Here is a 25845-nt window from a genome sequence, read left to right as displayed (position 1 = left end):
TCTTAAATTAACTGCTGCCAACGATAACGAAGTTAGCATTTTTGCAGGTTAAAAAAGGCATGAAGTGCGCTCAGGACGGAATGAAATGCACCAGCGGCGGAATGAACGACATTGCAAAAAATGTCTTGCCGCTGATGTCTATCAGGCAAAACGATGATTTCAGAAACGAGCGCTGACGCCCATGGTGTAGAAATAGTTTGCTCCCACCGCCATATTATCCGCCTGAGAAAGCGCGGCATAAGCCGCAAGATGTGAATTCAGCAACATGTCGGCGCCCACCGTCACATCCACCCAGTTACCATCCTGTAAGGCGGTGGGCATGCGATTAAGCCCCGACTGCGCCTTCCACTGATTCTCGCCATACTGCTGGTTGTAGCTCACCTGTGCCCACGGGCGAACTCCCAGCCAGGAGTGCGAATCCACCCGCCAACCCAGCGTGCTGACGCTGGCGTGCCACAGGGGATCGGTTAGCGACGCGGTCGACGCTACATCGCCAAACTCATTCCACATAAAGCCCGGCGAGCCATCATAATGCCATTGCGCAACTGGCCCCGTAGTGATGCGGCTGGTGAGCGGAAAATTCCAGCCGAAGCTCATCGTTTTATTGGCATCCAGCGGCATATCATCCGGGGCATTCATATTGAACCCAGGCCCCGCCTGCACAGCTTCAATACGCTCTGCCAGAATGTCATCGTAGCGTGGTTGGTGATCGCTATCCCATGTATAGCGCTCAGCAGTATTATTTTGTGAGTCAGACACGATATATTCTTGCTGCCAGGCATTCGCATGTGGGGAAAGTAACATCCACACGAAAACCGATGCTGGCGGAGCAAATCGCCAGTAACCAATGCATTTCTTATTAATCATCAATTGACTCCAGAGAAGAGCCAGATTCGGCAGTTATTGTTATGTTTTATGGGAGTGATCCCTGTATTAACTATTGCCTCTTTATTTTCGGCGTCAAGAGAAGTGCAGGGTTTTATTATGATGCTTGGGTCATCGACAAAAAAAGGGAGAACCAGATGCAACGTTGCGGTTGGGTAAGCCAGGATCCGCTTTATATTGATTATCACGATAACGAATGGGGCGTAGCCCAGCGTGATAACCAAATGCTGTTTGAGATGATCTGCCTTGAAGGCCAGCAGGCCGGGTTATCGTGGATAACGGTGCTGAAAAAACGTGAAAATTATCGTCAGGCTTTCCATCAGTTTGACCCGGTGAAAGTGGCGGCGATGACCGAGGAAGACGTCGAACGTCTGGTGCTAGACGCCGGTATTATTCGCCACCGGGGAAAAATTCAGGCCATCATTGGCAACGCCCGCGCGTTTCTGGCCATGGAAGCCAACGGTGAGCCGTTCAATACGTTCGTCTGGTCTTTTGTCGATAACACGTCGAACATCACTCAGGCTGCAACGCTCAGTGAAATTCCAACGTCAACACCCGCCTCCGACGCGCTGTCTAAAGCCCTTAAAAAACGCGGCTTCAAATTTGTTGGCACCACGATTTGTTATTCCTTCATGCAGGCCTGCGGTCTGGTTAACGACCACGTGACTGGCTGCTTCTGCCATCCTGGAGTTCAGCATGATCAGAAAATGGAACACTAACCAGTTCGAGCCATTACTCGCGCTGTGGCTGGATAGCACCACCTATGCCCATCCGTTTATTGCCGAACAGTACTGGTATGAAAGCCTGCCTAGCGTGCGCGACACCTATCTTCCCGTCGCCGAAACCTGGATTTGGGAAGAAGCACAGAGTCCGCTAGGGTTTGTCAGCGTGATTCAGGAGCGTTTCGTGGGGGCGCTGTTTGTCGCCCCCGAGGCCATTCATCGGGGGATTGGTAGCGCGCTTATCAACGTCGTTAAGCAACATTTTTCCGATTTAAGCCTTGAGGTGTATCAGAAAAATATTCGGGCAGTGAATTTCTACCACGCGCAAGGTTTTCGTATTGAAGACAGCGCGTGGCAGGAAGAGACTCGACATCCCACGTGGATTATGCGTTGGCAGGCGGATTAAACGCGGTTAACGCCAGATTGGGCCCATCGTATTTCTCGACCCAGGCCAGCGCCGTATTGCCCGCACAGCCGTTCCCCAGCCGTGAGCTGGGGATATCTTTGGTGAGCACGTTTACCGCACCGTTCTTACAAATCCCACCCGCGTCACGGTCTAAATCTGGCCATGCCCCTTCATGTAAGCACATCACGCCAGGCTTAATATCGTCACTGACCACGGCCCCCGCCAGCACCTGTCCACGCTGATTCCACAGGCGCACAATATCACCCTCGCGGATCTGCCGGGCTTCGGCATCCTGCGTGTTTATCGTGAGCGGCTCGCGCCCTGCTACCGCATAACGTTCGCGTAGAGAGGTGTGGTTAAGCTGGCTATGTAAGCGGTGCGCGGGGTGGGCTGACAATAGCTGAAGCTGCCCCGGCTTTGCGTTGCCGTGCCACTCGTCCGGTGCCAGCCACATTGGATGCGCTGGACAATCCGGGTACTGGAAACTGGCAATCCGCTCAGAATAGATCTCAATTTTACCACTCGGCGTTTTGAGTGGGTTCGCCTGCGGGTCGGCACGGAATGCTTCAAAGCGCACAAAGGCAGCATTCTGCTCGCTCTCCGGCATCTCGATGAGCTGATTGGCTTTCCAGAACTTATCGAACGGCGGCAGCGTGACCTGCTGGCTCGCGCCTCGCTCACCGGCAATCTGGTAAAAGGTTTCCAGCCACTGGAGTTCACTTTTGCCTTCGGTAAACCGCGCGCGACCGCCCTTCTCCCAGCGCTCGGACAACTCGGCAAATACCTCGAAATCATCGCGGGCTTCTTCACGAGGCATCACCACACGCTTCATTGGCACCAAATGCTGGTTGCTGTAATCGCCGGTCATGGTCAGGTCGTTACGTTCAAATGAGGTGGTCGCCGGCAGGACGATATCCGCATGACGCGCGGCCGCCGTCCAGTTGCATTCAGAGATAACCACAAGTTCTGGTTTCTGCCAGGCCTGAATCAGGCGGTTGGTGTCCTGATGGTGGGTAAAGTTGGCGCCACCCGCCCACCAGACAAAGCGAATATCCGGGAAGTGGCGGTTGAGGCCGTTATGCTGGTAAGGCGCACCCGGGTTCTCCAGCGCCTCAACGATGCGCGCTACCGGGATTTTATCCACGGCATCGACACCGCCTTTGACCGTGCCCTGCATAGACGCCAGTACCGCCGCGCGTCGCGTCGGGTTACCCCCGTTAGCGAAATGATAGGAGAGGCCAAAGCCCCCGCCTGGCGTGCCAATCTGTCCTAACATGGCAGCCAGCGTCACCAGCATCCAGTGTTTTTGTTCACCAAATTGCTGGCGCTGCATTCCCCAACCGGACATTAGCATCGTGGTATTTTGATGGAAGATATCCGCTAATTCGCGAATTTTATCCGCACTTATACCGCAAATCTCAGCCGCCCACTCCGCCGATTTGGTTTCACCGTCCGTGTTGCCCAGCAGGTAGTCGGCAAACACGGAATACCCTGTGGTGCAGCGGTCAAGAAACGCTTCATCATGCCAACCGTTTTCCACCAGCGTGTGGGCAATCCCCAGCATCAACGCCACGTCGGTTCCCATGTGCGGGGCAACCCATTCCATGGCATCACCGAAAAATTCCACGCTCTCCGATCGCATCGGATCGATGCAGATCAGCTTTTTGCCACTTTTGCGCAGAGCCTCAAAGTAAGCGATCCCTTGTTCATCCGACGCATTCCAGGCAATTTTCAGAGTGTTGAGCGGATTAGCACTCCACAGGACGACGACCTCACTGTGTTCAAGAATCAGCGGCCAGCTGGTTTGCTGCTGATAAACCTCATTGCCGCCCACCACATGCGGCATGATGGCCTGTGCCGCGCCGGTGGAGTAATCGCCCAAATGACCGGTATAACCACCTGCCAGGCTCATATAACGCTGCAACAACGTTGCCGCCTTATGCAGGACGCCGTTTGAGCGCCAACCGTAAGAACCGGCAAAAATAGCCGATGGTCCATACGTCTCGCGAATACGTTTGTGCTGCGCGTGCAGCAGATCCAACGCCTCATCCCAACTCACCCGAACAAATTCGTCCTGCCCGCGCGCACCCAGAGGAGCTTCCGGTGAAGCAAGATAACCCTTACGCACCATCGGATAGCGGATACGGGTTTTACTGTGGACCTGATCGCGCACCACGCTTTGCAGCGAGTTAGGATGCGAGGTCGGCAGCGCCCCGCGAGATGCCAGAACATTCTCGCCATCGGTGTCGACGAGTATCGGCCCCCAATGGGCAGCGGTTAATACGGAAAAGGGTGTAGACAAAGTGAGCGCTCCTGCAGGTGACGTCGTTTATTTATTGCGCCGGTCAATGTTACTTACAAATTTCAGAGAGTTCCCAAGAATTTTCTTCATGTTCGCGCGTCATAATCATGCGCCACGGTCGCTGTGGTGAAAATAAGAAAGTCATAAGGAATGAAGATGAATAAACGTATTTTAGTGATTGCTGCCATCGTGAGCGGCGCCCTGGCGGTATCTGGCTGCACCACAAACCCGTACACCGGCGAACGTGAAGCGGGTAAATCAGGCATTGGAGCGGGCATCGGCTCGCTGGTCGGCGCGGGCGTCGGTGCGCTCTCTTCGTCGAAGAAAGATCGCGGCAAAGGCGCGCTGATTGGTGCGGCAGCAGGCGCAGCGCTCGGCGGCGGCGTGGGCTACTACATGGATGTGCAGGAAGCAAAACTGCGAGATAAAATGCAGGGAACCGGCGTTAGCGTGACCCGCAGCGGCGATAACATCATCCTGAATATGCCAAACAACGTTACCTTCGACAGCAGCAGTGCCACCCTCAAACCTGCGGGTGCTAACACGCTGACCGGCGTGGCGATGGTGCTGAAAGAGTACAATAAGACAGCCGTGAACGTGATGGGCTACACCGACAGTACCGGAAGCCAGGATCTGAACATGCGTCTTTCCCAGCAGCGTGCCGATAGCGTTGCCAGCTCGTTGATTACTCAAGGCGTTGAAGCCAGCCGCATCCGCACCCGCGGTATGGGCCCGGCGAACCCAATCGCCAGCAACAGCACGGCTGAAGGCAAGGCGCAGAACCGCCGCGTTGAAATCACCTTAAGCCCGATTCAGTAATTGCACTGTCGGATGGTGACATCACCATCCGACATGAATCAACTTGCCATCAACGATTTTCGCGTTAAGGTGTTGTCACTTTCAGGCGAGAGACATTTCCATGGCAAAATCAGCGCGCCCTACCATCAGCGATGTGGCAAAAGCCGCGAAAACCGGCAAAACCAGCATTTCACGTTATCTTAATGGCGAAAAACATCTGCTGTCAGATGCGTTGCTGGCGCGTATTGAAACCGCGATTGCCGAACTTGACTATCGCCCAAGCCTGATGGCGCGCAATTTAAAGCGCGGCCGCACTCGCCTGATTGGTCTCATCATCGCGGATATCACCAACCCCTACTCCGTCAACGTGCTAAGCGGTATTGAAGCCGCATGCCGCGATAAAGGCTTTACTCCGCTAGTGTGTAACACCAATAACGAGGTGGACCAGGAGTTGCATTACCTCGATCTGCTGCGCAGTTATCAGGTGGAAGGCATTGTAGTAAACGCCGTGGGGATGCGTGAAGAAGGTCTGCATCGGCTGCAACAATCCGCATTGCCAATGGTGCTGATTGACCGAAAAATCCCTGACTTTGCCTGCGACGTCGTGGGGCTGGACAATACTCAGGCAGCCACCACTGCCACCGAACATCTAATTGAACAAGGTTTCGAAGCGCTACTGTTTCTGAGCGAGCCGCTAGGTACTGTCAACACTCGCCGCGAGCGTCTTAGCGCCTTTCGCGCCACGCTTGCCCGCTATCCGGGAATGGTGGCGGAAAATGCAGAGGTGCCGCTGGCCGAAAATGCTCAGCTTGATAACACGCTACGCCAATTTCATCAGCAGCATCGCGGAATGCGCAAGGCTGTGATTTCCGCCAACGGCGCACTCACGCTGCAAGTTGCCCGTTCGCTCAAACGCATTGGCCTAAACTGGGGCAGCGATATCGGCCTTCTGGGGTTCGATGAACTGGAGTGGGCGGAGCTGGCTGGCGTGGGCATTACGACCCTGAAACAACCGACATGGCAGATTGGCTATGCCGCTGTCGAACAGGTAGTACGCCGTATTGAAGGCACTTCCGACACCCTTCATGAGCAGGTATTTTCAGGTGAACTGATCGTTCGCGGTTCAACGGCTCGTTAACATTCCTTCGTGATGGTGATCATAAATTCAACACAGTGAGATTTTCTTTGGAACCGATTCCATCTAGCGTATGTGAAAGAGCGTTAGATTTGGAGTTCCTATGCAAAGAAAAATCATGGTGGTCACCGCCGCATATGGCCACGACACGGTACGCACTGCGGGCGGGCAAATTGCCCTACTGCCAATCATCGCTAAAGCCGGCGCAGATGGCGTGGAAATCCGTCGCGAACTGTTCACGCCAGCGGAACTTCAGGCATTGCCTGAACTGGCATCAGCCATTGAGTCGGCGGGTCTGCTAGTCTGCTACTCCGCACCAGAACCGCTTTTCATGGCTGATGGCACCCTCAATCCTCAGCTTCCCACATTGCTTGAAGAAGCCAAAACGCTCCGCGCGCTGTGGCTGAAGGTCTCACTAGGCCATTTCTCTGATACAAAACCGTTCAACACACTTCGCGATTGGCTGGACAGCAGCGGTATGAAACTAGTGGTCGAGAACGATCAAACCACCTGCGGACGACTACCGCCGATGCAACGTTTTAATGCCGCCTGTCATACGCAAAAACTGCCGGTATCGCTGACATTCGATATGGGCAACTGGCTGTGGGTTGGCGATTCCCCGGAAGCCGCCGCGCAACAACTTGCACCATCGGTCGGCTATATTCACATCAAAGCCGCCGCCACCTATCACGACAGCTATCGCGCTATCCCGCCGGATGAAGCGGATCCTCGCTGGCTGGAACTGCTGAACACACTGCCTATAGACGTACCACGCGGCATTGAATTCCCGCTGGAGGGCGCCGATCTGACGGCTGTCACCCGCCGCTACGTCGATCTGTTACGTAAGGATTAATCGATGAAAGACTCCCTGGATGTCATCACTATCGGTGAAGCGATGGCCATGTTTGTCGCCACCCAGACCGGTGATTTAGAGGAAGTAGAGCAGTTCATTAAGCGCGTGGCGGGCGCAGAACTTAACGTCGCCACTGGCCTTGCACGCTTGGGGCTCAACGTTGGTTGGGTCAGCCGCGTGGGCAATGACAGTTTTGGCCGTTTTGTTATCAACTCCCTGAAAAAAGAGGGGATCGATGCCCGCAGCGTTGCGATTGATCCTCATTATGCAACCGGCTTTCAGCTCAAATCTAAAGTTGAAAATGGAACCGATCCCATTGTGGAATATTTCCGTAAAGGATCGGCCGCCAGCCATCTGTCTGTTGAGGATTACCATGACGCGTACTTCTGTAGCGCACGTCATCTTCACTTAAGCGGCGTGGCTGCGGCGCTGTCGGACAGTTCATACGAACTATTGGCACATACCGCCCGCGCCATGAAAGCGCAGGGAAAAACGCTCTCTTTTGACCCAAATCTGCGGCCGGTTCTGTGGAAGAGTGAAGCGGAGATGATTGAAAAACTCAACGCGCTGGCGTTCCAGGCCGACTGGGTGCTGCCGGGTCTGAAGGAAGGAATGATATTAACCGGACAGCAGACGCCGGAAGGGATTGCTGATTTTTATCTGCATCACGGGGTGAAAGCCGTGGTGCTGAAAACCGGTGCCGACGGTGCCTGGTATAAAACTGCAGACGGCGAGCAGGGCTGCGTTGCCCCGGTGAAGGTGGACAACGTGGTCGATACGGTCGGTGCAGGTGACGGTTTTGCGGTCGGCGTTATCAGCGCATTGCTGGAAGACCGCACACTGCATCAAGCGGTGACACGCGGCAATAAAATCGGCGCGCTAGCTATTCAGGTCCAGGGCGATAGCGAAGGATTACCGACGCGTGAAGCGTTAGGCGAATAACGTCACGTATGATAACGGCCCCCTGTACCCTACATACAGCGGCGGCAAAGCGAAAATAGAGGCAAGCCTATGAACAGCTCTACAAACGCAGCAAAACGTTGGTGGTACATCATGCCGATCGTGTTTATCACGTACAGCCTGGCGTATCTTGATCGTGCGAACTTCAGTTTCGCTTCCGCCGCCGGTATCAACGAAGACCTGGGGATCACCAAAGGGATCTCATCCCTGCTTGGCGCCCTCTTCTTTCTCGGCTACTTCTTCTTCCAAATCCCCGGTGCGATTTATGCCGAACGCCGCAGCGTACGCAAACTGATCTTTGTGTGCCTGATTCTATGGGGAGGCTGCGCGTCTCTTACCGGGATCGTCAGCAATATTCCTGCGCTGGCCGCCATTCGCTTTATCCTCGGTATCGTTGAGGCCGCGGTGATGCCAGCGATGCTTATCTATATCAGTAACTGGTTTACCAAGTCAGAGCGTTCACGGGCAAACACCTTCCTGATCCTCGGCAACCCGGTGACGGTTCTCTGGATGTCAGTGGTTTCCGGCTACCTTATTCAGGCGCTAGGCTGGCGTGAAATGTTCATTATTGAAGGTTTCCCGGCAGTCATTTGGGCATTTTGTTGGTGGGTGCTGGTCAAAGACAAGCCGTCACAGGTGGGCTGGCTGAGTGAGTCAGAAAAAGCGGCATTGCAGGCGCAGCTCGAGCGTGAGCAACAGGGTATTAAAGCCGTACGTAACTATGGCGAAGCCTTCCGCTCGCGCAACGTTATCCTGCTGTGTATGCAGTATTTTACCTGGAGCATCGGAGTTTACGGGTTCGTGCTGTGGCTGCCTTCCATTATCCGCAGCGGGGGTGCCAACTTAGGTATGGTCGAAGTCGGCTGGCTCTCCTCAGTGCCTTATCTGGCGGCAACGGTAGCGATGATTGTGGTGTCATGGGCTTCCGATAAGCTGCAAAACCGTAAACTGTTCGTCTGGCCATTGCTGCTGATTGCCGCCTTTGCCTTTATCGGTTCCTGGGCCGTCGGTGCGAATAACTTCTGGCTCTCTTACACCCTGCTGGTCATTGCCGGAGCCGCCATGTACGCGCCGTATGGGCCATTCTTTGCCATTATTCCTGAGATGCTGCCGCGCAACGTTGCCGGTGGTGCGATGGCGCTCATCAACAGTATGGGCGCTCTGGGTTCGTTCCTTGGGTCATGGGTTGTGGGCTATCTCAACGGTGTCACCGGCAGCCCGTCAGCATCATACATTTTTATGGGGGTAGCGCTTTTTGCCTCAGTATGGCTAACTCTGATTGTTAAGCCTGCTAATAATCAACAGCTACCGATTGGCGCACGCCACGCTTAAATTTTAACTTACGGAGATTTGCATGAAGCCGTCCATTATTCTCTATAAAGCGTTACCTGACGATTTACTGCATCGCCTGGAAGAGCATTTTACCGTGACGCAGGTTGCTAACCTGCGCCCGGAAACCGTTACGCAGCATCAACAGGCTTTTGCCGAAGCAGAAGGTCTGCTGGGCTCCAGTGAAGCCGTCAATACCGCCCTGCTGGAGAAGATGCCGAAACTTCGCGCGACTTCAACCATCTCCGTAGGTTATGACAACTTTGACGTTGATGCCCTCAATGCCCGCCGCGTGCTGCTAATGCATACGCCAACCGTCCTGACCGAAACCGTAGCCGATACGTTGATGACTCTGGTGTTGAGTTCAGCGCGCCGCGTGGTTGAAGTCGCTGAGCGGGTGAAAGCTGGTGAATGGAAAAAAGGCATAGGCCCGGACTGGTTCGGTGTCGATGTCCACCATAAAACGCTGGGGATCGTTGGGATGGGACGTATTGGCATGGCGCTTGCCCAGCGCGCACATTTTGGCTTTAACATGCCGATTCTGTACAACGCCCGTCGTCACCATCCTCAGGCCGAAGAGCGTTTTAATGCGCGCTACTGTGAATTAAACACGTTGCTAGAAGAGGCTGATTTTGTTTGCCTGATCCTGCCACTGACCGAAGAGACACACCATCTGTTTGGCGCCGAACAGTTCGCCCGTATGAAGTCGTCCGCCATTTTTATCAACGCAGGTCGCGGGCCGGTGGTTGACGAAAAAGCGCTGATTGCTGCACTGGAGAAAGGTGAAATCCACGCCGCTGGGCTGGATGTCTTCGAACAGGAACCGCTATCCGTTGACTCTCCGCTGCTGAAATTACCAAACGTGGTGGCGCTGCCGCATATTGGCTCAGCGACGCATGAAACGCGCTATAACATGGCGGCCTGTGCGGTAGATAATCTGATTGATGCGCTGCGTGGGAAGGTAGAGAAGAACTGTGTGAACCCGCAGGTGGCGGGGTAAAACAATCTGGCCCGGCAGGATGCCGGGCCAGATAATTCGTTATTTCGTCGCGTTGACGGCTGCGGTCCAGGCCTGGCTAAATGCCTGGTGCTGCGACGCCAGCGGGCCAATCAGCGTATTATACTGACTTGCCTGCTGAGAGGTCGGGAACTGGATACCGTTGGCGACGAAGCTCACCTCAGCGCCCTGCTGTGCGACAAAATCACCCACCTGTACCAGCTGCTGGGTAAAGACCTGTGCCGCAGGGATCAGCGGTTGCAACGCGTCAGACGGTGCAGTCACCACTTTGCTGTAAACCTGGTCAAAGACCGGTTTCAGATCGTCGGCCTGTTTCAGCGCAGAATGTGCGGCATCAGCCTGCATTTTAGCATTCTGTAACTGCTGGCTCAGGACGTTCAATGAACCGTTGGCTTGGCGCAGCGGCTCGCGCTGAGTCATATAATCTTGCGGTACGCGAATGGCGTTAACGCTATCAACAACCGGGCGTAAACCCGCGTCCATCGCCTGGCTCACCTGCTGTGAGTAACCATAAATGACGGCATAGTCGGAAACAAACGGCCCGAACTGTTTTTTCTGGTCAGCCGTCAGCGTCGGCAGGCGTTCACCGCCACGCATCACGGTATTCTGCAAGAAATCGACGAATGCTTTACGCTGATCGCCTTCCTTATCAAAACACCCACTCAGGCTAACAACCATCAATAACGCCGCAACAGGCGCAAACCAGCGAGAGCAGGACTTTCCTGTCGCCATTTTCATACTCCTTCAGCCAAAAAAAAGCGCAAACCGGCGCACGCGTGCCTAACGATGACAAGGATAGTCCAGAGCCGCGCCGCAAGATACCTTTTTCATCCGTTCTGCACGGGTTCAGTATAAATGTTAATAAGTTGTTGCATTCATCACATTTATTGCAATGAATTCATCCATCAATAACGTGATTAACTCGCTGATACGTATATATTTATATCACTAAATGTCAGCGACTGATGTCAGGGTGAACGATTATCGCACACTTCCGTTTGACCATGCATTGTGAGAAGCACCGCTTAGTGATTTGATTTAATGAACGATTAACGACAACTCGTTCGATAATCGCCCAAACATCTCGATACCTTCGGGAGAGATAAGAGATATCAATCCGGCTCTCTCACATCGCTAGCAGGAATTACCGCATGACAACACAGACAACAACGGATATTCAGGCTTTTATCAATCGTCACCCTTTCTCAAAGTACCAGTGGATGATTCTGGTGCTGTGCTTTGTGACTGTCGCAATGGACGGATTTGATACCGCCATTATCGGTTTTATCGCCTCTGACCTGGTACAGGAATGGGGTGTGCAGAAATCAGATCTTGGCCCAGTCATGAGCGCCGCGCTGGTCGGCCTCGCCGTTGGCGCGCTCACCGCAGGCCCAATGGCAGACCGTATCGGGCGTAAGAAAGTATTGGTGCTCTCCATTCTGGTTTTTGGCGGCTTCAGCCTGATTACCGCCTTTGCGACTTCGCTGACACAGTTGACCGTACTGCGCTTCTTAACGGGTCTGGGACTTGGCGCTGCGATGCCAAATGCCGCCACCTTAATGAGCGAATATGCCCCTGAGCGCCGCCGGGCATTATTGGTTAACCTGATGTTTGTCGGATTCCCGATCGGCTCCTCGATGGGCGGTTTTATTTCCGCCTGGATGATTCCACATTACGGCTGGCAGAGCGTGTTGGTGCTAGGCGGCGTAATGCCGCTGATGCTGGCGGTCGCGTTGATTTTCCTGTTGCCGGAGTCGGCCCGCTACCTGGCGGTGAAAAATAAGTCGCAGCAGCAAATTGGCACCATCCTGCGTCGTATCGCCCCCTTGCCGGATAGCACCCATTTCGTCTTACAGGAAGCAGGCCAGGTTAAAGAACAATCGGCGCTGGGCGTGATCTTCTCACCACGCTACCTGGTGGGCACCATTATGCTGTGTCTAACCTACTTTATGGGCCTGTTAATCTTCTATCTGCTGACCAGTTGGCTGCCACTCCTGATCCGCGAAACCGGGGCTACGCTTAGCCAGGCATCGATTATTACCGCTCTGTTCCCGCTGGGCGGGGGTATCGGCGTGCTGATACTCGGTGCGCTGATGGATAAAATTAACCCGAACAAAGTGGTCGCTGTTGGCTATCTGCTAACAGGGGTATTCGTCTGCCTGGTCGGTTTCTCAACCGATAATCTGGTGCTGATGGGGGTAATGGTCTTTATCGCTGGCACAATTATGAACGGCGCACAATCCTCAATGCCGGCGCTGGCAGCAGGCTTTTATCCAACGCAGGGGCGCGCAACAGGCGTAGCCTGGATGTTGGGGCTAGGCCGCTTTGGAGGGATTCTGGGAGCATTTAGCGGCGCATTCCTGATGCAGGCGGAGCTTTCGTTTAAGAGCATTTTCGCGTTGCTGGCGATCCCCGCTTTGCTGTCTGCAATTGCATTAATGATTAAATATGCAGCGAGCAAACGACTGGCAAATCCGACTGACGCCACCCCTGTCGCCCTGCCAGAACCCGTGCAGAAAGTATAAAAAATACCCCGGCGGGAGTACTGTCGGGGTGTAATGACATTTTTTTACATTAGCATTCAAAAGCAGTTATTTTCTTTAAAATCAATTTTTTAAACTAAATTCACTGGTGTCGAAACGAAGCGGTCCCATAAATTTCCTGCGGATAACGTTTGCTTTCCTGATAAGAAGTATGCGTTAATGCACTCACGGTTTGACCTACAGACCACAAAGCAGTGAGTAAAGCAGTTCCCTTCAAGGTTATCCATTGGTACCCCTCGTAGCGACATTTTCTTTACGCTTTTAAATTCTGTAAAGCATGCCATAATGCCGAAAGGCTCATTTAATATTTAAAGGTAATTTCTATGTCCGGTAAAATGACTGGTATCGTAAAATGGTTCAACGCTGATAAAGGTTTCGGTTTCATCACTCCTGACGACGGTTCAAAAGACGTGTTCGTACACTTCTCCGCTATCATGAACGATGGCTACAAATCTCTGGACGAAGGTCAGAAAGTTTCCTTCACCATCGAGAACGGCGCTAAAGGCCCAGCAGCTGGCAACGTAACTTCTCTGTAAGTTAACGCCGCTAAAAATTCTAAATCCCTGCCTTACGGCGGGGATTTTTTTTGCCTATACCTCACTGAAATACCAACCCGGCTCCCGCCACTCCAGACAATGCGTCAATTTCAGCGCCTGCAAAAACGCCTCATCATGTGACACTACGATCATCGCACCGGGAAAATCAGCCAGCGCTGCTTCAATTGCCTGTACCGAAGCTAAATCCAGATGATTTGTGGGCTCATCCAGTAACAGCAGTTGTGCCGGTTCCCGTTGCCAGAGCGCACAAGCCAGCACAGCTTTTAATCGTTCACCACCGCTGAGCATCGCGAGCGGTAAATTCACTTTATCGGCCACCAACTGCAATTGCGCAAGGCAGGTACGAATTGCGCCCTCTTCTAGCGGCGTATCGCCTGCGCGAAGATGCGCCATCACCGACAATGATAAATCCCATTGCGTAAGGTGCTGATCCAACCAGGCTGCCGTGACCGATAGCTGACCATATCCAGATAATGGTTCCTCTATCCCCATCAACGTTTTCAGCAGCGTGGTTTTTCCACAACCATTTGGCCCACGTAACGCTACTCGCATCGGGCCATCCATCCGCCAGTCGAGTGGGGATAGCGTCTGGTAAGCCAGTTGCAACGCTTCCAGGACGACTACCTGCTTGCCAGCAGCCACCTGACTTCCCGGCAGTGTGAACATGACCGGGCTATCTTCCTCGACTCGCTCACGCGCTTGCCTCACCGCGTTATCCAGTGCCCCGGATTGGTCTCGATGCTGACGCAACAGCGTTCCGGGACGTTCTCGCGCGGCACCTTTGTATTTCACCCGCTCAAACGAGGCGATATTCAGGCTATCAACGGTTCGCAACGTTTTAGCAGAGCGCCTTTGACAATCGTCATGCTCCTTCTGCATTCGCGCACGAGTGCGCCGTCTTTCAGTGGCGGCATGTTCCAGCGCTGCGCGTGCCGCCATCTGTTCAGCATCGCGCTGTTGTTGGTAATCGGCATAATTTCCACCGTAACTACGCAACGCGGCAGGGGTAAGTTCAAGAATGTGTGGCATTCGCGCCAGCAGTTGTCGGTCATGGCTGGCGATTAACGCACCGCCGCGCCAGTTTTCAAGCTGTCGGTAAAGCCATTCTCGCCCGCCGCTATCAAGGTGATTGGTCGGTTCATCAAGCAACAAATAGTCAGCATCAGAGATAAACGCCGCACACAGCAAGGCTTTTATCCTTTCGCCACCGCTGAGAGAAGAGGCAAGCCGCTGCGGAGTAAACTCACCCAGCCTCGCATCCTGGAACGCTGTACTCAGGCGGGCAGGAAGATCCCAAAAACCATCCAGCGCCTCAATATCCTCTGCCAGCGCATCCCCCTCTTCAAGACGTTGTAAGGCGGCATAAATCGGCGCGTAGCCCAACAACTCGACAAGGGTGGTTTCAGGGGAAATCGTATGCTGCTGTGCAACATAGGCATACGACGTAAGACATTCAATGTGCCCCGTCGACGGGGAATCACCGCCCGCCAACAGGCGTAGTAATCGTGTTTTACCAACGCCATTACGTCCGACCAAACCGCAAAGAGACTTATCCAGCGAAAGGTTTAACGGGCCAAAAAGGGTATCGCCCGTCGCAAATTGACAGGTAACTTGATGCAAAATAAAAGAAGGGAATTGCGCACAATGGGCCATAAGCACTCCTGAGTGAAATCAATAACTCCCCTGCTTGCAGCAAGCTGCTTAGCAAGGATTCGAAATCAGCAGGTGTGTTTGTCCATTTTCAGTGTGCCTCAGTGAGACGAGGGATTCGTCGCGACAAAGGATAAACGTATTGCGGGGCGCATTTCAAGGCTATTTTTTTAGGCGCTTTGGATTTATGAAAAAAAGGCCTCACCAATACGAGAGGCTTTTTTATTGTTGAAAATAATAAAAAGGGTGCATTGAGAATGCATAACACCGATAAATTGGCGGGGATAGCTCCCCGCCAAAAGCCCTTACTGGTTAATATCACAGGCTAAAGATGCCGCGACCTCATTATTTCCTTGCTTAATATGCAATTCGCATAATGAATCACGAACCATCCAGGTAAATAATAGAATAGTGAGACATATCACTATCAAACTATACAACATAGATTTTTGTGGCATCCCTAGCCCCTTATGTTGATTTTCAACGAGTAAGAGACTATCCTTATGGTGTTCAGGCATAGAGGTGGCCTCACTTTGATTTATCATCAGGTGGGGCTTTTCTCTGTCTGCCTTTTGGTAAATACCTGAGACAAACAGTCTCAAGCACCCAACGTTATTCTATCTCAAATACTGCTTATCTCTGGGTGAACGTATTCCTAAAATATTTTTCACCTATCAATGAAAATATCCGAAATATAATTTAAATCATTATTAACGATTCAGGTATTAATATCTCAGATATAAAAAAACCTGCTCGAAAGCAGGTTTTTATCAAGCTAACACATTGTTACTGCAACAGGGAAATATCCGCTACCTGCAAGAACAAATCGCGAAGCTTAGACAGTAACGTCAGACGATTCAGACGAACATCTTTATCTTCTGCATTGACCATCACGTTTTCGAAGAACTCATCCACCGGTTCACGCAGGGATGCCAGTTCGACCAACGCTTCCTGGTAACGACCCGCTGCAAAGTACGGCTGCAGTTTGTCGCGCAGAACAACCAGGTTGCCCGCCAGCTTAATCTCGGCCGCTTCTTTCAATACAGAAGCATGAACGATGTCATTCAACGTCTCGTCAGACTTGGCGAGGATGTTGGATACACGTTTGTTAGCTGCAGCCAGCGCAGACGCTTCTTCCAGCGTGCGGAAGTGCGAAACCGCCTTCATACGAGCATCAAAGTCTGCTGGACGCGTCGGACGACGAGCCAATACCGCCTGAATAGTATCAACGGTGTAACCTTCGTCCTGGTACCATGCACGGAAACGTCCCAGCATGAAGTCGATGACCTCATCGACGACCTTCGCGTTGGTCAGCTTGTCACCGTACAAACGAACCGCTTCTTCGGTCAGCGTTTGCAGATCCAGATTCAGGTTCTTCTCGACGATAATACGCAGCACGCCCAGCGCGGCACGACGCAGCGCAAACGGGTCTTTATCACCTTTCGGATGCTGACCGATACCAAAGATACCCGCCAGCGTATCCATCTTATCAGCAATCGCAACGGCGCAGGCAACCGGGTTGGACGGCAGGGCGTCACCAGCAAAGCGCGGTTGATACTGCTCGTTCAGCGCGACAGCAACGTCTTCTGCTTCACCGTCATGACGTGCGTAGTGCATGCCCATCACGCCCTGCGTGTCGGTGAACTCGAAGACCATATTGGTCATCAGGTCGCACTTAGACAGCAGACCCGCGCGAGTCGCGTGATTTACGTCAGCACCAATCTGCTCTGCAATCCAGCCCGCCAGCGCCTGAATACGGTCAGTCTTGTCGCGCAGCGTACCCAGTTCCTTTTGGAACAGCACGGTTTGCAAGCGCGGCAGATGATCTTCCAGGCGTTTTTTGCGGTCGGAATTAAAGAAGAACTCGGCATCCGCCAGACGTGGACGAACCACTTTCTCGTTACCCGAGATAATCTGAATCGGATCTTTCGATTCAATGTTGGCGACGAAGATAAAGTTTGGCAGCAGCTTGCCCGCGTTATCGTAAACCGGGAAATACTTCTGGTCACCCTTCATGGTGTAGACCAGTGCTTCAGCTGGTACCGCGAGGAATTTCTCTTCGAATTTTGCGGTCAGAACAACCGGCCACTCAACCAGGGAAGTCACTTCTTCCAGCAGGCTTTCGCTCAGATCGGCATTACCGCCAATTTTACGCGCCGCTTCTTCTGCATCGGCTTTGATTTTTGCTTTACGCGTTTCGTAGTCAGCAACAACCTTACCGCGTTCCAGCAGGATCTGCGGATACTGGTCGGCATTGTCGATGGTGAACTCAGGCTCGCCCATAAAGCGATGACCACGGATAACGCGGTCAGACTGAATACCGAGGATGGTAGCCGGAATGACTTTGTCGCCCAGCAGCAGCGTTACGGTGTGGACCGGACGCACGAAGTGGACGTCAGACGCGCCCCAGCGCATCAGTTTCGGGATTGGCAGCTTCGCCAGCGAGGTGGCAATCATGTTCGGCAGCAGCGCTTCGGTGCTTTCGCCCTTCACGTGTGCGCGATACAGCAGCCATTCACCTTTATCAGTCTCCAGACGTTCAGCCTGATCGACGGTGATACCACAGCCGCGCGCCCAGCCTTCGGCCGCTTTGCTCGGCTTACCTTCAGCATCAAATGCCTGGGCAATCGCCGGGCCGCGTTTTTCGACTTCGCGATCGGCTTGCGCAGCTGCCAGATTTGCGACTTTCAGTGCCAGACGACGCGGAGCAGCAAACCATTCGATTTTACCGTGCGCGAGGCCAGCGTTATCCAGCTCCGCAGTCACGTTCGCAGCAAAGGATTCAGCCAGGCTGCGCAGTGCTTTTGGTGGCAGCTCTTCAGTGCCGATTTCCACCAGGAAAGTTTTCTCAGACATGGCCGCCTCTTATTTATTCTTATTGCACAGCGGGAAGCCAAGGGCTTCACGGGCAGCGTAGTAAGCTTCTGCCACTGCTTTAGTCAGGGTGCGAATGCGCAGGATATAGCGCTGACGCTCAGTGACGGAGATGGCTTTACGCGCATCCAGCAGGTTAAAGCTATGGGCAGCTTTCAAAATACGCTCGTAGGCAGGCAGCGGCAGTGGGTTTTCCAGCGCCAGCAGGTGCTGAGCTTCTTTCTCATACTGCTCAAAGCAGGAGAACAGGAAGTCGACGTCTGCGTATTCAAAGTTGTAAGTCGATTGCTCGACTTCGTTCTGGTGGAACACGTCGCCGTAGGTAGTTTTACCCAACGGACCATCGCTCCAGACCAGATCGTAAACACTATCAACGCCCTGGATGTACATCGCCAGACGTTCCAGACCGTAGGTGATTTCACCGGTCACCGGTTTACATTCCATGCCGCCGACCTGCTGGAAGTAAGTAAACTGCGTCACTTCCATACCATTCAGCCACACTTCCCAACCCAGACCCCAGGCACCCAGCGTTGGGTTCTCCCAGTTATCTTCCACGAAACGAATATCGTGAATGGTTGGATCCATACCCAGCTCTTTCAGAGACCCGAGGTACAGCTCCTGGATGTTGTCCGGAGACGGTTTAATCACTACCTGGAATTGATAGTAGTGCTGTAAACGGTTCGGGTTTTCGCCATAGCGGCCATCGGTTGGACGGCGGGATGGTTGCACGTAGGCAGTTGCCATCGGCTCTGGCCCCAACGCACGCAGGCTGGTCATTGGGTGAGATGTGCCCGCGCCAACTTCCATGTCCAGTGGTTGAACAATGGTGCAGCCCTGACGAGCCCAGTAATCCTGTAAGGTCAGGATCAGGCCCTGGAAGGTCCTGGTATCAAACTTTTGCATATGATTTCGTGCTGGATACGTGTGGATTGAAAGGAAGGATCCAGTATACCCGCTGAGTGCGAGATATACAGTATGAAACGGGGTTGTTTAGGGAAAATTGGGGGAAACAGGCCGAATTTTACTGCATTCGCGCCTGTCTTAGCGCATGGATAGGTGTAAAAAGCTGCCATCCGCATCGAAAGAGCAGACAAAACTTTCATTTTGCGCAGTATAACCACGCAGCTCGTAGCTGCCCTGGAATCGCTCGAAGCCCGTAACGTCAATTTTCTGGGCAGCCGTGTTATATCGCTGTGCTGCACTATCCTTGCACAGTTGTTCCATGCCGAGCGAGAGTGCAGGATTCACTCTGGCACTCTGTGTTTTCTGTTCAACAGGCGGCTCCACCGTTGAACACCCAGCCAGCACCAGCAACACCAGCAGGGGGAGAAGAGGCTTCATCATTATTTCTATTTCCAGGCAGTTATTTTTGGCTGTACTCTTTCACACTTTCGTATTGTCCGAATCTCTCCACGACTCTACAAGCCTGGGGTGGAAAACTCAGAACTTTCCAGTGCAATAGCGCCGTAAGCGACGGGTCAGAATCTATTTATAGCGGAGAAAAGGGCATCTGATGCAAGAAAAGATTAACTGGATAGACAATTTACGCGCAATTGCCTGTTTGATGGTAGTGATGATCCACACTACCACCTGGTTTGTGACGCATCCACATGATATCAGCCCATTAAACTGGGACTTCGCTAACATACTCAACTCAGCTTCCCGCGTCAGCGTACCGCTGTTCTTTATGATTTCAGGCTACCTGTTCTTTGGCCCACGCAGCGCACAGCCTCGGCATTTCCTGCGCATCGCCCTGTGTTTACTGTTTTACAGTGTGCTAGCGCTCATGTTCATTGCGACCTTTACCCACATCAATGTGGAAAACTCATTAAGAAACCTGCTGCAGAAGCCGGTTTTCTATCATTTGTGGTTTTTCTTCGCCATCATCGTTATTTATCTGGTTTCTCCGTTGATAGAGGTAAAAGCCATCAGCGGCAAAATGCTGCTGGCACTGATGGTGGTGATTGGTATCGTCGCCAACCCGAATACCGTTTCACTTAGCAGCCAGGGTGCAAAATGGTTGCCGATTAATCTCTACATCAACGGTGATACCTTCTATTACGTGCTTTATGGATTACTCGGACGAGCACTGGGAATGATGGAGACCGGTAAAAAAGCGCTGACATGGATTTGTGGCTTGCTATTTGTCGGCGCTGTATGGGCAATTTCACGCGGCACGCTGCATGAACTGCAGTGGCGCGGTAACTTTGCCGACACCTGGTATGTCTACTGCGGGCCGATGGTATTTATCTGCGCGGCAGCATTATTCATTGTGGTGAAAAACACGTTAAACCACCGTGTTCTTCCGGGACTGTCGTTGATTTCACGTCATTCGCTAGGAATTTATGGTTTCCATGCGTTTATTATCTATGTGCTGCGCAGCTGGAACATCGATATGAAAAGCTGGCCTGCGCTGGATATTCTCTGGGTGTTTTCTACCACGCTCGCGGGCAGCCTGCTGCTTTCCATCGCTCTACAGCGTGTGGATACGCGCCGGCTGGTGAGCTAAAGTGACACGCCCGGCAGCAAGCCGGGCGCAGGCATTTATTCTGAGAGCCCCTCATCAACCGCGTCGGTATCATGTACTCGCCCAGCACCGCTATCACGGATATTTTTCTGAACCGCCACCGCGCCAAATAGGCTCAGGAAGAAAGCCAGACCGTAAAAACCTTTTTCACTCAATAACAATGTGGCATTCCACAGCCCTACCAGCAGAAGTGCGACAGCAATAATAAAAACGCTAAGGCAAGTCATATAATAAATATTAGTCGTCGGAATACCTTCATATTTGTCGCGTACCGTTTTTTGATATGATGCCGCAGAGAAAAGGCCCAATATTAACACTGCGAAATAATATCCTTTTTCATTCAATAGCATATCTGCATTCCACAATCCTAGCAGATAGGTCACCACACCACCAACGAGTGCAATCCATGACACGATACTAAATGCAGGTGAGTACATTGACATTTTACTTTCCATCTCATTACCTCTTTCCATTGAGTAAAACTGAGAAAAAATCATCGATTAATCAGCTCTATACTTTTTCGCTGACTATTCTTTTTTTGATAAACGAGACAACGAGACTTGCCCATATAAGGACAAAAAGAATGCGACGGGGTAAACCATCCGTTCAATCAGCGATAATGGCGCGTTGACCACCCCCACGAATAACAGCCCAACCGTTACCAGGGCCACCATCTGACATACGGATGCAAAACGTTCATCCACCCGCCCAATGCTTTCTTCGCGCAGATAAACATAAGTGACAAACATACCGGTCATAAGCACACCAAGAAAATAGCCTTTTCCACTCAATAACGGGCATGCGCGCCATAACCCAATGGCATAAATCAATATGCCGGCAATGAGTAACAACCAGGAAGTGAATACTGATACTTTCATTTGGATCTCCTTATCCACCCAAAATACCTTATGGGGAACCGGAGAAAGACGACACAGAAATGTCATCTTAAGAGGGAAATTTCAGAATAAAATCATACTTAATTATTATTATTTCGCAGATTGAATTCTTTAAAGAAATGCCTCCTGACATCAGGAGGCATTTCTCATCAAGACATTAACGGCAGTAATTGCTGATAGATTTGGCGGAAGGTTTCACGTTTTGGCGCATAGTATGCGAAGCGTTCGGCATCAGGGTGATGCTCTTGCTCCAGCGCAAGCTGTGGCAGCAATTCCGCATACGTTTTATCTTTGCAGATAGCCAACTGTGCCAGACGTGCGGCGCCCAACGCAGGGCCAACGTCACCACCGGTACGGTAATCCAGTTGCTTGCCGCAGATATCCGCCAGCATTTGTCGCCAGTAAGCGCTACGCGCGCCCCCACCGATAAGCGTGATGCTTTTCGGTTCAACTCCGCAGGCGTGAACCACGTCCATACCATCCGCCAGCGCAAAACCTACACCTTCCAACACGGCACGTGCTAGCTCGGCTGGACCATGTTGATGGGTAAGACCGAAGAAGACGCCTTTGGCCTCTGGGTTGTTGTGCGGTGTGCGTTCGCCAGAAAGATACGGTAAGAACCACACCACACCGGCGTTAACATCTGCCGTTTCTGCTGCGGCAATCAGCGCCGGAACGGTCGCCAACCCGGTAAGCTTCGCCGCCCAATCCAGACAAGATGCCGCACTCAGCATCACCGACATCAAATGCCAGCGGCCAGGTAGAGCATGACAGAAGCTATGCACTGCACTTTCAGGTTTACTCAAGAAGCCTTCGCTCACCGCAAAATAGACGCCCGACGTGCCCAGCGACAGCATCGCCTGTCCGGCGTCCGCCATTCCGACGCCAACGGCGCCCGCAGCATTATCGCCGCCACCGGCGACAACTGGCACCGCTGGCATATTCCACGCTTTGGCGACCGATGCCAGCAGATGTCCAGTAATGTCGCAGCCTTCATACAACGCAGGCATGTTGTCGCGAGTCAGACCAGTGGCCGCGAGCATCTCATCACTCCAATCACGCTTCGCCACATCCATCCACATCGTACCTGCCGCGTCCGACATATCGCTGGCAAAATCGCCCGTCATACGCAATCGCAAATAATCTTTCGGTAACAGAACTTTATCAATCTGGCGGAAGATCTCTTCTTCATGTCGCTGCACCCACAGCAGTTTCGGCGCAGTGAAGCCTGGCATCATCAGGTTACCGGTAATCTGACGCGAGTTTTTCACCCGCTCTTCCAGCAATTGGCATTCTTGCGCACAGCGACCATCATTCCACAAAATTGCCGGACGCAGCACGTGCTGCTGTTTGTCCAGCAGCGTCGCACCGTGCATCTGCCCGGCAATGCCCAGCGCTTTGACACCCTGTAGACTATGCTGTTGACCCAGCCCTTTCATGGCAAGGTCTGTCGCCTGCCACCACTGCTCAGGATCCTGTTCCGACCAAAGAGGATGTGGACGAGAAACCGTCAATTTTTCCGTGTGCGAGGCCAGCACGGTGCCCTGCTCATCAAGCAGGATCGCCTTTACGCCAGACGTTCCGAGATCTATGCCGATATACATCGCGACTGCTCCTTTAATGAGTACGATGCCCGGCAAGCTTACGCTTCCGGGCATTGTTTATCCTGCAAAACTCAAGGCTTACTTGTCGAACAGGTAGTGGTTAACCAACCCTTCCAGCAGTTCCTGATGGCCGCTATGGTGCTGCGGCGCCAGCTGATTCTGCTCGGCGTACTTCGCCAGATCCTGCAGTGACATCTGACCTTTCAGAATCTGCTGACCCAGCTCACCGTTCCAGCCTGCATAGCGTTTTGCCACACGTTTATCCAGCTCGCCGCCCTCAATCATGCGAGCCGCCACTTTCAGTGACAGTGCCATAGTGTCCATTGCGCCAATGTGACCGTAGAACAAGTCATATTTGTCGGTGCTCTGGCGACGCACTTTGGCGTCAAAGTTCATACCGCCGGTAGTGAAGCCACCCGCTTTGAGGATTTCATACATCACCAGCGAGTTTTCTTCTACGCTGTTCGGGAACTGGTCGGTATCCCAACCCAACTGCGGGTCGCCACGGTTGGCATCCACGGAGCCAAACAGGCCCAGCGCAATCGCAGTAGCAATTTCGTGATGGAAAGAGTGGCCTGCCAGCGTTGCGTGGTTCGCTTCGATGTTCAGTTTGATCTCTTTTTCCAGACCGAACTGTTTTAAGAAGCCATACACCGTTGACGCATCATAGTCGTACTGGTGCTTAGTCGGTTCCTGTGGTTTTGGTTCGATAAGCAGGGTGCCCTGGAAGCCAATTTTGTGTTTGTGCTCAACCACCATCTGCATGAAGCGGCCAATCTGCTCACGCTCCTGACGCAGGTCAGTGTTCAGCAGGGTTTCATAACCTTCACGGCCGCCCCACAACACATAGTTTTCGCCGCCCAGTTTATGGGTGGCATTCATCGCAGTGAATACCTGAGTCGCTGCCATGCCGAATACTTCTGGATCCGGGTTGGTTGCCGCACCCGCGCCGTAACGTGGGTTAGTGAAACAGTTTGCGGTACCCCACAGCAGTTTCACGCCGCTCTGTTGCTGTTTTTCTGCCAGCACATCAACCATCTGCGCAAAGTTGTTCAGATACTCTTTCAGGTTTGCGCCTTCCGGAGACACGTCAATGTCATGGAAGCAGTAGTATGGAACATTCAGCTTGTGGAAGAATTCAAACGCAACGTCAGCTTTACGTTTCGCACGTTCGATGGCTTCACCCGGCTGCTGCCATGGACGGTCAAATGAACCGATACCGAACATGTCTGCACCGTTCCAGCAGAAGGTGTGCCAGTAGCAGGCAGCAAAGCGCAGGTGGTCTTCCATACGTTTGCCCAGAACTAATTCATCTGGATTGTAGTGACGGAAAGCCAGCGGGTTTTCGGTTTTCGGGCCTTCGAAACGAACACGATCCAGTTGGTCGAAATAAGCTTGCATAATGAACTCCATAATCTGACAGGCGACGAGGAAGACTTCGTGTTGTCATACTGAATTCTGAATTGCCGTTGCTCAATTACGTTATTTCACACTGGTATTAAGAGAATCCACAAATGTGCGCTGGCTCGCAAAATAAATAGGGATCTCGCTTCCTTTAACTCGGTAATTCTTGCATTTGATAATTTTAAAATCAGATCGCGGTCAAAATTTAGCAATTAAACCAAATATCGTAATGGGAAGATAAAAATCTGTAATTGCCAGCCACGATTAACATGTTAAAAATTTGCTGCGTGTTAAGTCATCTCTGTTTCTTTTATCGCCAATCTCACCACCTTACCCCTACAGAAGGCATTACGATTATGAAGATAAAGAACCTTTGCCTCACACTCTGTGCGTCATTACTCCTGACCAGCATGGCAAGCAGCGCCAAAGAAGTAAAAATCGGCATGGCTATTGATGATCTGCGCCTTGAACGCTGGCAAAAAGACCGCGATATCTTTGTGAATAAAGCCGAGCAACTGGGCGCAAAAGTCTTCGTCCAATCAGCAAACGGCAACGAAGAGACGCAAATGTCGCAGATTGAAAATATGATCAACCGTGGCGTCGATGTTCTGGTTATTATTCCTTATAACGGTCAGGTACTTAGCAATGTAATTAAAGAGGCCAAACAAGAAGGCATTAAAGTATTAGCCTATGACCGTATGATTAATAACGCAGATATCGATTTTTATATTTCTTTCGATAACGAAAAGGTCGGCGAAATGCAGGCCCAAAGTTTAGTTAATCAGGTTCCTCAAGGAAATTATTTCCTGATGGGTGGTTCGCCGGTTGATAATAATGCCAAACTTTTCCGCGCCGGTCAGATGAAAGTATTAAAACCGTATATTGATGACGGCAAAATTAAGGTTGTTGGCGATCAATGGGTTGACGGCTGGCTGCCGGAAAACGCATTGAAGATTATGGAGAATGCGCTGACAGCTAACAATAACAAAGTGGATGCCGTTGTTGCCTCAAACGACGCCACCGCAGGCGGTGCTATCCAGGCGTTGAGCGCACAAGGCCTGGCAGGTAAAGTGGCGATTTCCGGTCAGGATGCTGACCTGGCAGGTATCAAACGCATCATCAACGGTACGCAGACCATGACCGTGTATAAGCCGATCACCCTGCTGGCAAACAGTGCCGCCGAAATTGCCGTCGAGCTAGGCAATGGGCAGCAACCCAAGGCTGATGCCACGTTGAATAATGGTCTGAAAGACGTTCCATCCCGCCTGCTTACCCCGATTGAAGTCAATAAAACCAATATTGACGAGACCGTCGTAAAAGATGGTTTCCATAAGAAAAGCGAACTCTAAATGGCATGCCCCGGCACAACGCTGGGGCGGCTT

At 52.3% G+C, this 25845-nt stretch carries 24 protein-coding genes; 12 read left to right on the top strand and 12 right to left on the bottom strand.

Going from position 1 to position 25845, the window contains the following annotated elements; translation table 11 throughout:
• Window positions 1–159: 159 nt before the first annotated feature.
• Window positions 160–867 (bottom strand): autotransporter domain-containing protein, encoded by a 708-nt coding sequence (locus U0026_RS00985; protein WP_062775753.1) that lies wholly within the window; start codon window positions 865–867, stop codon window positions 160–162.
• A 155-nt stretch (window positions 868–1022) separates the two neighbouring features.
• Here U0026_RS00985 and tag point away from each other — a divergent pair, with 155 nt between their 5' ends.
• Window positions 1023–1604: a DNA-3-methyladenine glycosylase I gene (tag, locus tag U0026_RS00980; RefSeq protein WP_062775754.1), complete on the top strand. Its 582-nt coding sequence runs from the start codon at window positions 1023–1025 to the stop codon at window positions 1602–1604.
• Window positions 1582–2013, top strand: coding sequence for an N-acetyltransferase (locus tag U0026_RS00975; RefSeq protein ID WP_062775756.1), 432 nt, complete (start codon window positions 1582–1584; stop codon window positions 2011–2013). The genes tag and U0026_RS00975 overlap by 23 nt, the downstream gene beginning before the upstream one ends.
• Here U0026_RS00975 and U0026_RS00970 read toward each other — a convergent pair.
• Window positions 1991–4315, bottom strand: a complete 2325-nt coding sequence (locus U0026_RS00970; RefSeq protein WP_062775758.1) for a molybdopterin guanine dinucleotide-containing S/N-oxide reductase — start codon at window positions 4313–4315, stop codon at window positions 1991–1993. The genes U0026_RS00975 and U0026_RS00970 overlap by 23 nt on opposite strands.
• Window positions 4316–4471: 156 nt before the next feature.
• On the opposite strand from U0026_RS00970, the gene U0026_RS00965 reads away from it, so the two are divergent.
• From U0026_RS00965 to ghrB, 6 genes are all read left to right on the top strand, one after another.
• A complete protein-coding gene (locus U0026_RS00965) occupies window positions 4472–5134 on the top strand; it encodes an OmpA family lipoprotein (RefSeq protein ID WP_062775760.1) in 663 nt (220 codons plus the stop codon).
• 100 nt (window positions 5135–5234) lie between these two features.
• On the top strand, window positions 5235–6251 hold the full coding sequence (locus U0026_RS00960; RefSeq protein ID WP_062775762.1) for a LacI family DNA-binding transcriptional regulator: 1017 nt from the start codon (window positions 5235–5237) through the stop codon (window positions 6249–6251).
• Window positions 6252–6351: 100 nt separating this feature from the next.
• On the top strand, window positions 6352–7101 hold the full coding sequence (locus U0026_RS00955) for a sugar phosphate isomerase/epimerase family protein (protein WP_062775765.1): 750 nt from the start codon (window positions 6352–6354) through the stop codon (window positions 7099–7101).
• A gap of 3 nt (window positions 7102–7104) precedes the next feature.
• Window positions 7105–8043, top strand: a complete 939-nt coding sequence (locus U0026_RS00950; protein WP_062775767.1) for a sugar kinase — start codon at window positions 7105–7107, stop codon at window positions 8041–8043.
• A 69-nt stretch (window positions 8044–8112) separates the two neighbouring features.
• Window positions 8113–9393, top strand: a complete 1281-nt coding sequence (locus tag U0026_RS00945) for an MFS transporter (protein WP_062775769.1) — start codon at window positions 8113–8115, stop codon at window positions 9391–9393.
• 22 nt (window positions 9394–9415) lie between these two features.
• Window positions 9416–10390, top strand: a complete 975-nt coding sequence (gene ghrB, locus U0026_RS00940) for a glyoxylate/hydroxypyruvate reductase GhrB (protein WP_062775771.1) — start codon at window positions 9416–9418, stop codon at window positions 10388–10390.
• Window positions 10391–10429: 39 nt separating this feature from the next.
• Here the strand turns inward: ghrB and U0026_RS00935 are convergent, their stop codons facing one another.
• Window positions 10430–11140: a DUF3053 domain-containing protein gene (locus U0026_RS00935; protein WP_062775773.1), complete on the bottom strand. Its 711-nt coding sequence runs from the start codon at window positions 11138–11140 to the stop codon at window positions 10430–10432.
• Window positions 11141–11559: 419 nt separating this feature from the next.
• Between U0026_RS00935 and U0026_RS00930 the strand changes: the two genes are divergently transcribed.
• Window positions 11560–12933: an MFS transporter gene (locus U0026_RS00930; RefSeq protein ID WP_062775774.1), complete on the top strand. Its 1374-nt coding sequence runs from the start codon at window positions 11560–11562 to the stop codon at window positions 12931–12933.
• Window positions 12934–13274: 341 nt separating this feature from the next.
• On the top strand, window positions 13275–13487 hold the full coding sequence (cspE, locus tag U0026_RS00925) for a transcription antiterminator/RNA stability regulator CspE (protein WP_061284519.1): 213 nt from the start codon (window positions 13275–13277) through the stop codon (window positions 13485–13487).
• 54 nt (window positions 13488–13541) lie between these two features.
• On the opposite strand, the gene U0026_RS00920 is transcribed toward cspE, so the two are convergent.
• The 5 genes from U0026_RS00920 to U0026_RS00900 all read right to left on the bottom strand — a co-directional run bounded on the left by U0026_RS00920 (window position 13542) and on the right by U0026_RS00900 (window position 19376).
• On the bottom strand, window positions 13542–15161 hold the full coding sequence (locus tag U0026_RS00920) for an ABC-F family ATP-binding cassette domain-containing protein (RefSeq protein ID WP_062775775.1): 1620 nt from the start codon (window positions 15159–15161) through the stop codon (window positions 13542–13544).
• A gap of 302 nt (window positions 15162–15463) precedes the next feature.
• On the bottom strand, window positions 15464–15616 hold the full coding sequence (hokA, locus tag U0026_RS00915; RefSeq protein ID WP_126441025.1) for a type I toxin-antitoxin system toxin HokA: 153 nt from the start codon (window positions 15614–15616) through the stop codon (window positions 15464–15466).
• A 328-nt stretch (window positions 15617–15944) separates the two neighbouring features.
• Complete coding sequence (gene glyS, locus U0026_RS00910) at window positions 15945–18014, bottom strand: glycine--tRNA ligase subunit beta (protein ID WP_062775777.1); 2070 nt, start codon at window positions 18012–18014, stop codon at window positions 15945–15947.
• 9 nt (window positions 18015–18023) lie between these two features.
• Window positions 18024–18935, bottom strand: coding sequence for a glycine--tRNA ligase subunit alpha (gene glyQ / locus U0026_RS00905; protein ID WP_062775779.1), 912 nt, complete (start codon window positions 18933–18935; stop codon window positions 18024–18026).
• 138 nt (window positions 18936–19073) lie between these two features.
• Window positions 19074–19376, bottom strand: a complete 303-nt coding sequence (locus U0026_RS00900; RefSeq protein WP_174525769.1) for a YsaB family lipoprotein — start codon at window positions 19374–19376, stop codon at window positions 19074–19076.
• A 169-nt stretch (window positions 19377–19545) separates the two neighbouring features.
• Between U0026_RS00900 and U0026_RS00895 the strand changes: the two genes are divergently transcribed.
• On the top strand, window positions 19546–20541 hold the full coding sequence (locus tag U0026_RS00895) for an acyltransferase (protein WP_062775782.1): 996 nt from the start codon (window positions 19546–19548) through the stop codon (window positions 20539–20541).
• Between the two features lie 35 nt (window positions 20542–20576).
• Here the strand turns inward: U0026_RS00895 and yiaA are convergent, their stop codons facing one another.
• From yiaA to xylA, 4 genes are all read right to left on the bottom strand, one after another.
• Complete coding sequence (gene yiaA, locus U0026_RS00890; RefSeq protein WP_062775783.1) at window positions 20577–21014, bottom strand: inner membrane protein YiaA; 438 nt, start codon at window positions 21012–21014, stop codon at window positions 20577–20579.
• 72 nt (window positions 21015–21086) lie between these two features.
• A complete protein-coding gene (yiaB, locus tag U0026_RS00885; protein ID WP_062775785.1) occupies window positions 21087–21437 on the bottom strand; it encodes an inner membrane protein YiaB in 351 nt (116 codons plus the stop codon).
• 167 nt (window positions 21438–21604) lie between these two features.
• Window positions 21605–23059 (bottom strand): xylulokinase, encoded by a 1455-nt coding sequence (gene xylB / locus U0026_RS00880; RefSeq protein WP_062775787.1) that lies wholly within the window; start codon window positions 23057–23059, stop codon window positions 21605–21607.
• 78 nt (window positions 23060–23137) lie between these two features.
• Window positions 23138–24460 carry a xylose isomerase gene (gene xylA / locus U0026_RS00875; protein WP_062775789.1) on the bottom strand — a complete coding sequence of 441 codons (1323 nt, stop codon included), beginning with the start codon at window positions 24458–24460 and terminating at the stop codon, window positions 23138–23140.
• A gap of 359 nt (window positions 24461–24819) precedes the next feature.
• Here xylA and xylF point away from each other — a divergent pair, with 359 nt between their 5' ends.
• Complete coding sequence (gene xylF, locus U0026_RS00870; protein WP_062775790.1) at window positions 24820–25812, top strand: D-xylose ABC transporter substrate-binding protein; 993 nt, start codon at window positions 24820–24822, stop codon at window positions 25810–25812.
• Window positions 25813–25845 lie beyond the last annotated feature (33 nt).

It is taken from the genome of Kluyvera intermedia (assembly GCF_034424175.1).
Lineage (GTDB): Bacteria > Pseudomonadota > Gammaproteobacteria > Enterobacterales > Enterobacteriaceae > Kluyvera > Kluyvera intermedia.
This window is presented reverse-complemented; position numbering and strand designations above follow the sequence as displayed.

Bases quoted from the DNA above. Each gene is read 5' to 3' on its own strand.
- U0026_RS00985 (WP_062775753.1), bottom strand. From the start codon at position 867: ATGATTAATAAGAAATGCATTGGTTACTGGCGATTTGCTCCGCCAGCA.
- tag (WP_062775754.1), top strand. From the start codon at position 1,023: ATGCAACGTTGCGGTTGGGTAAGCCAGGATCCGCTTTATATTGATTAT.
- U0026_RS00975 (WP_062775756.1), top strand. From the start codon at position 1,582: ATGATCAGAAAATGGAACACTAACCAGTTCGAGCCATTACTCGCGCTG.
- U0026_RS00965 (WP_062775760.1), top strand. From the start codon at position 4,472: ATGAATAAACGTATTTTAGTGATTGCTGCCATCGTGAGCGGCGCCCTG.
- U0026_RS00960 (WP_062775762.1), top strand. From the start codon at position 5,235: ATGGCAAAATCAGCGCGCCCTACCATCAGCGATGTGGCAAAAGCCGCG.
- U0026_RS00955 (WP_062775765.1), top strand. From the start codon at position 6,352: ATGCAAAGAAAAATCATGGTGGTCACCGCCGCATATGGCCACGACACG.
- U0026_RS00950 (WP_062775767.1), top strand. From the start codon at position 7,105: ATGAAAGACTCCCTGGATGTCATCACTATCGGTGAAGCGATGGCCATG.
- U0026_RS00945 (WP_062775769.1), top strand. From the start codon at position 8,113: ATGAACAGCTCTACAAACGCAGCAAAACGTTGGTGGTACATCATGCCG.
- ghrB (WP_062775771.1), top strand. From the start codon at position 9,416: ATGAAGCCGTCCATTATTCTCTATAAAGCGTTACCTGACGATTTACTG.
- U0026_RS00935 (WP_062775773.1), bottom strand. From the start codon at position 11,140: ATGGCGACAGGAAAGTCCTGCTCTCGCTGGTTTGCGCCTGTTGCGGCG.
- U0026_RS00930 (WP_062775774.1), top strand. From the start codon at position 11,560: ATGACAACACAGACAACAACGGATATTCAGGCTTTTATCAATCGTCAC.
- cspE (WP_061284519.1), top strand. From the start codon at position 13,275: ATGTCCGGTAAAATGACTGGTATCGTAAAATGGTTCAACGCTGATAAA.
- U0026_RS00920 (WP_062775775.1), bottom strand. From the start codon at position 15,161: ATGGCCCATTGTGCGCAATTCCCTTCTTTTATTTTGCATCAAGTTACC.
- hokA (WP_126441025.1), bottom strand. From the start codon at position 15,616: ATGCCACAAAAATCTATGTTGTATAGTTTGATAGTGATATGTCTCACT.
- glyS (WP_062775777.1), bottom strand. From the start codon at position 18,014: ATGTCTGAGAAAACTTTCCTGGTGGAAATCGGCACTGAAGAGCTGCCA.
- glyQ (WP_062775779.1), bottom strand. From the start codon at position 18,935: ATGCAAAAGTTTGATACCAGGACCTTCCAGGGCCTGATCCTGACCTTA.
- U0026_RS00900 (WP_174525769.1), bottom strand. From the start codon at position 19,376: ATGATGAAGCCTCTTCTCCCCCTGCTGGTGTTGCTGGTGCTGGCTGGG.
- U0026_RS00895 (WP_062775782.1), top strand. From the start codon at position 19,546: ATGCAAGAAAAGATTAACTGGATAGACAATTTACGCGCAATTGCCTGT.
- yiaA (WP_062775783.1), bottom strand. From the start codon at position 21,014: ATGGAAAGTAAAATGTCAATGTACTCACCTGCATTTAGTATCGTGTCA.
- yiaB (WP_062775785.1), bottom strand. From the start codon at position 21,437: ATGAAAGTATCAGTATTCACTTCCTGGTTGTTACTCATTGCCGGCATA.
- xylB (WP_062775787.1), bottom strand. From the start codon at position 23,059: ATGTATATCGGCATAGATCTCGGAACGTCTGGCGTAAAGGCGATCCTG.
- xylA (WP_062775789.1), bottom strand. From the start codon at position 24,460: ATGCAAGCTTATTTCGACCAACTGGATCGTGTTCGTTTCGAAGGCCCG.
- xylF (WP_062775790.1), top strand. From the start codon at position 24,820: ATGAAGATAAAGAACCTTTGCCTCACACTCTGTGCGTCATTACTCCTG.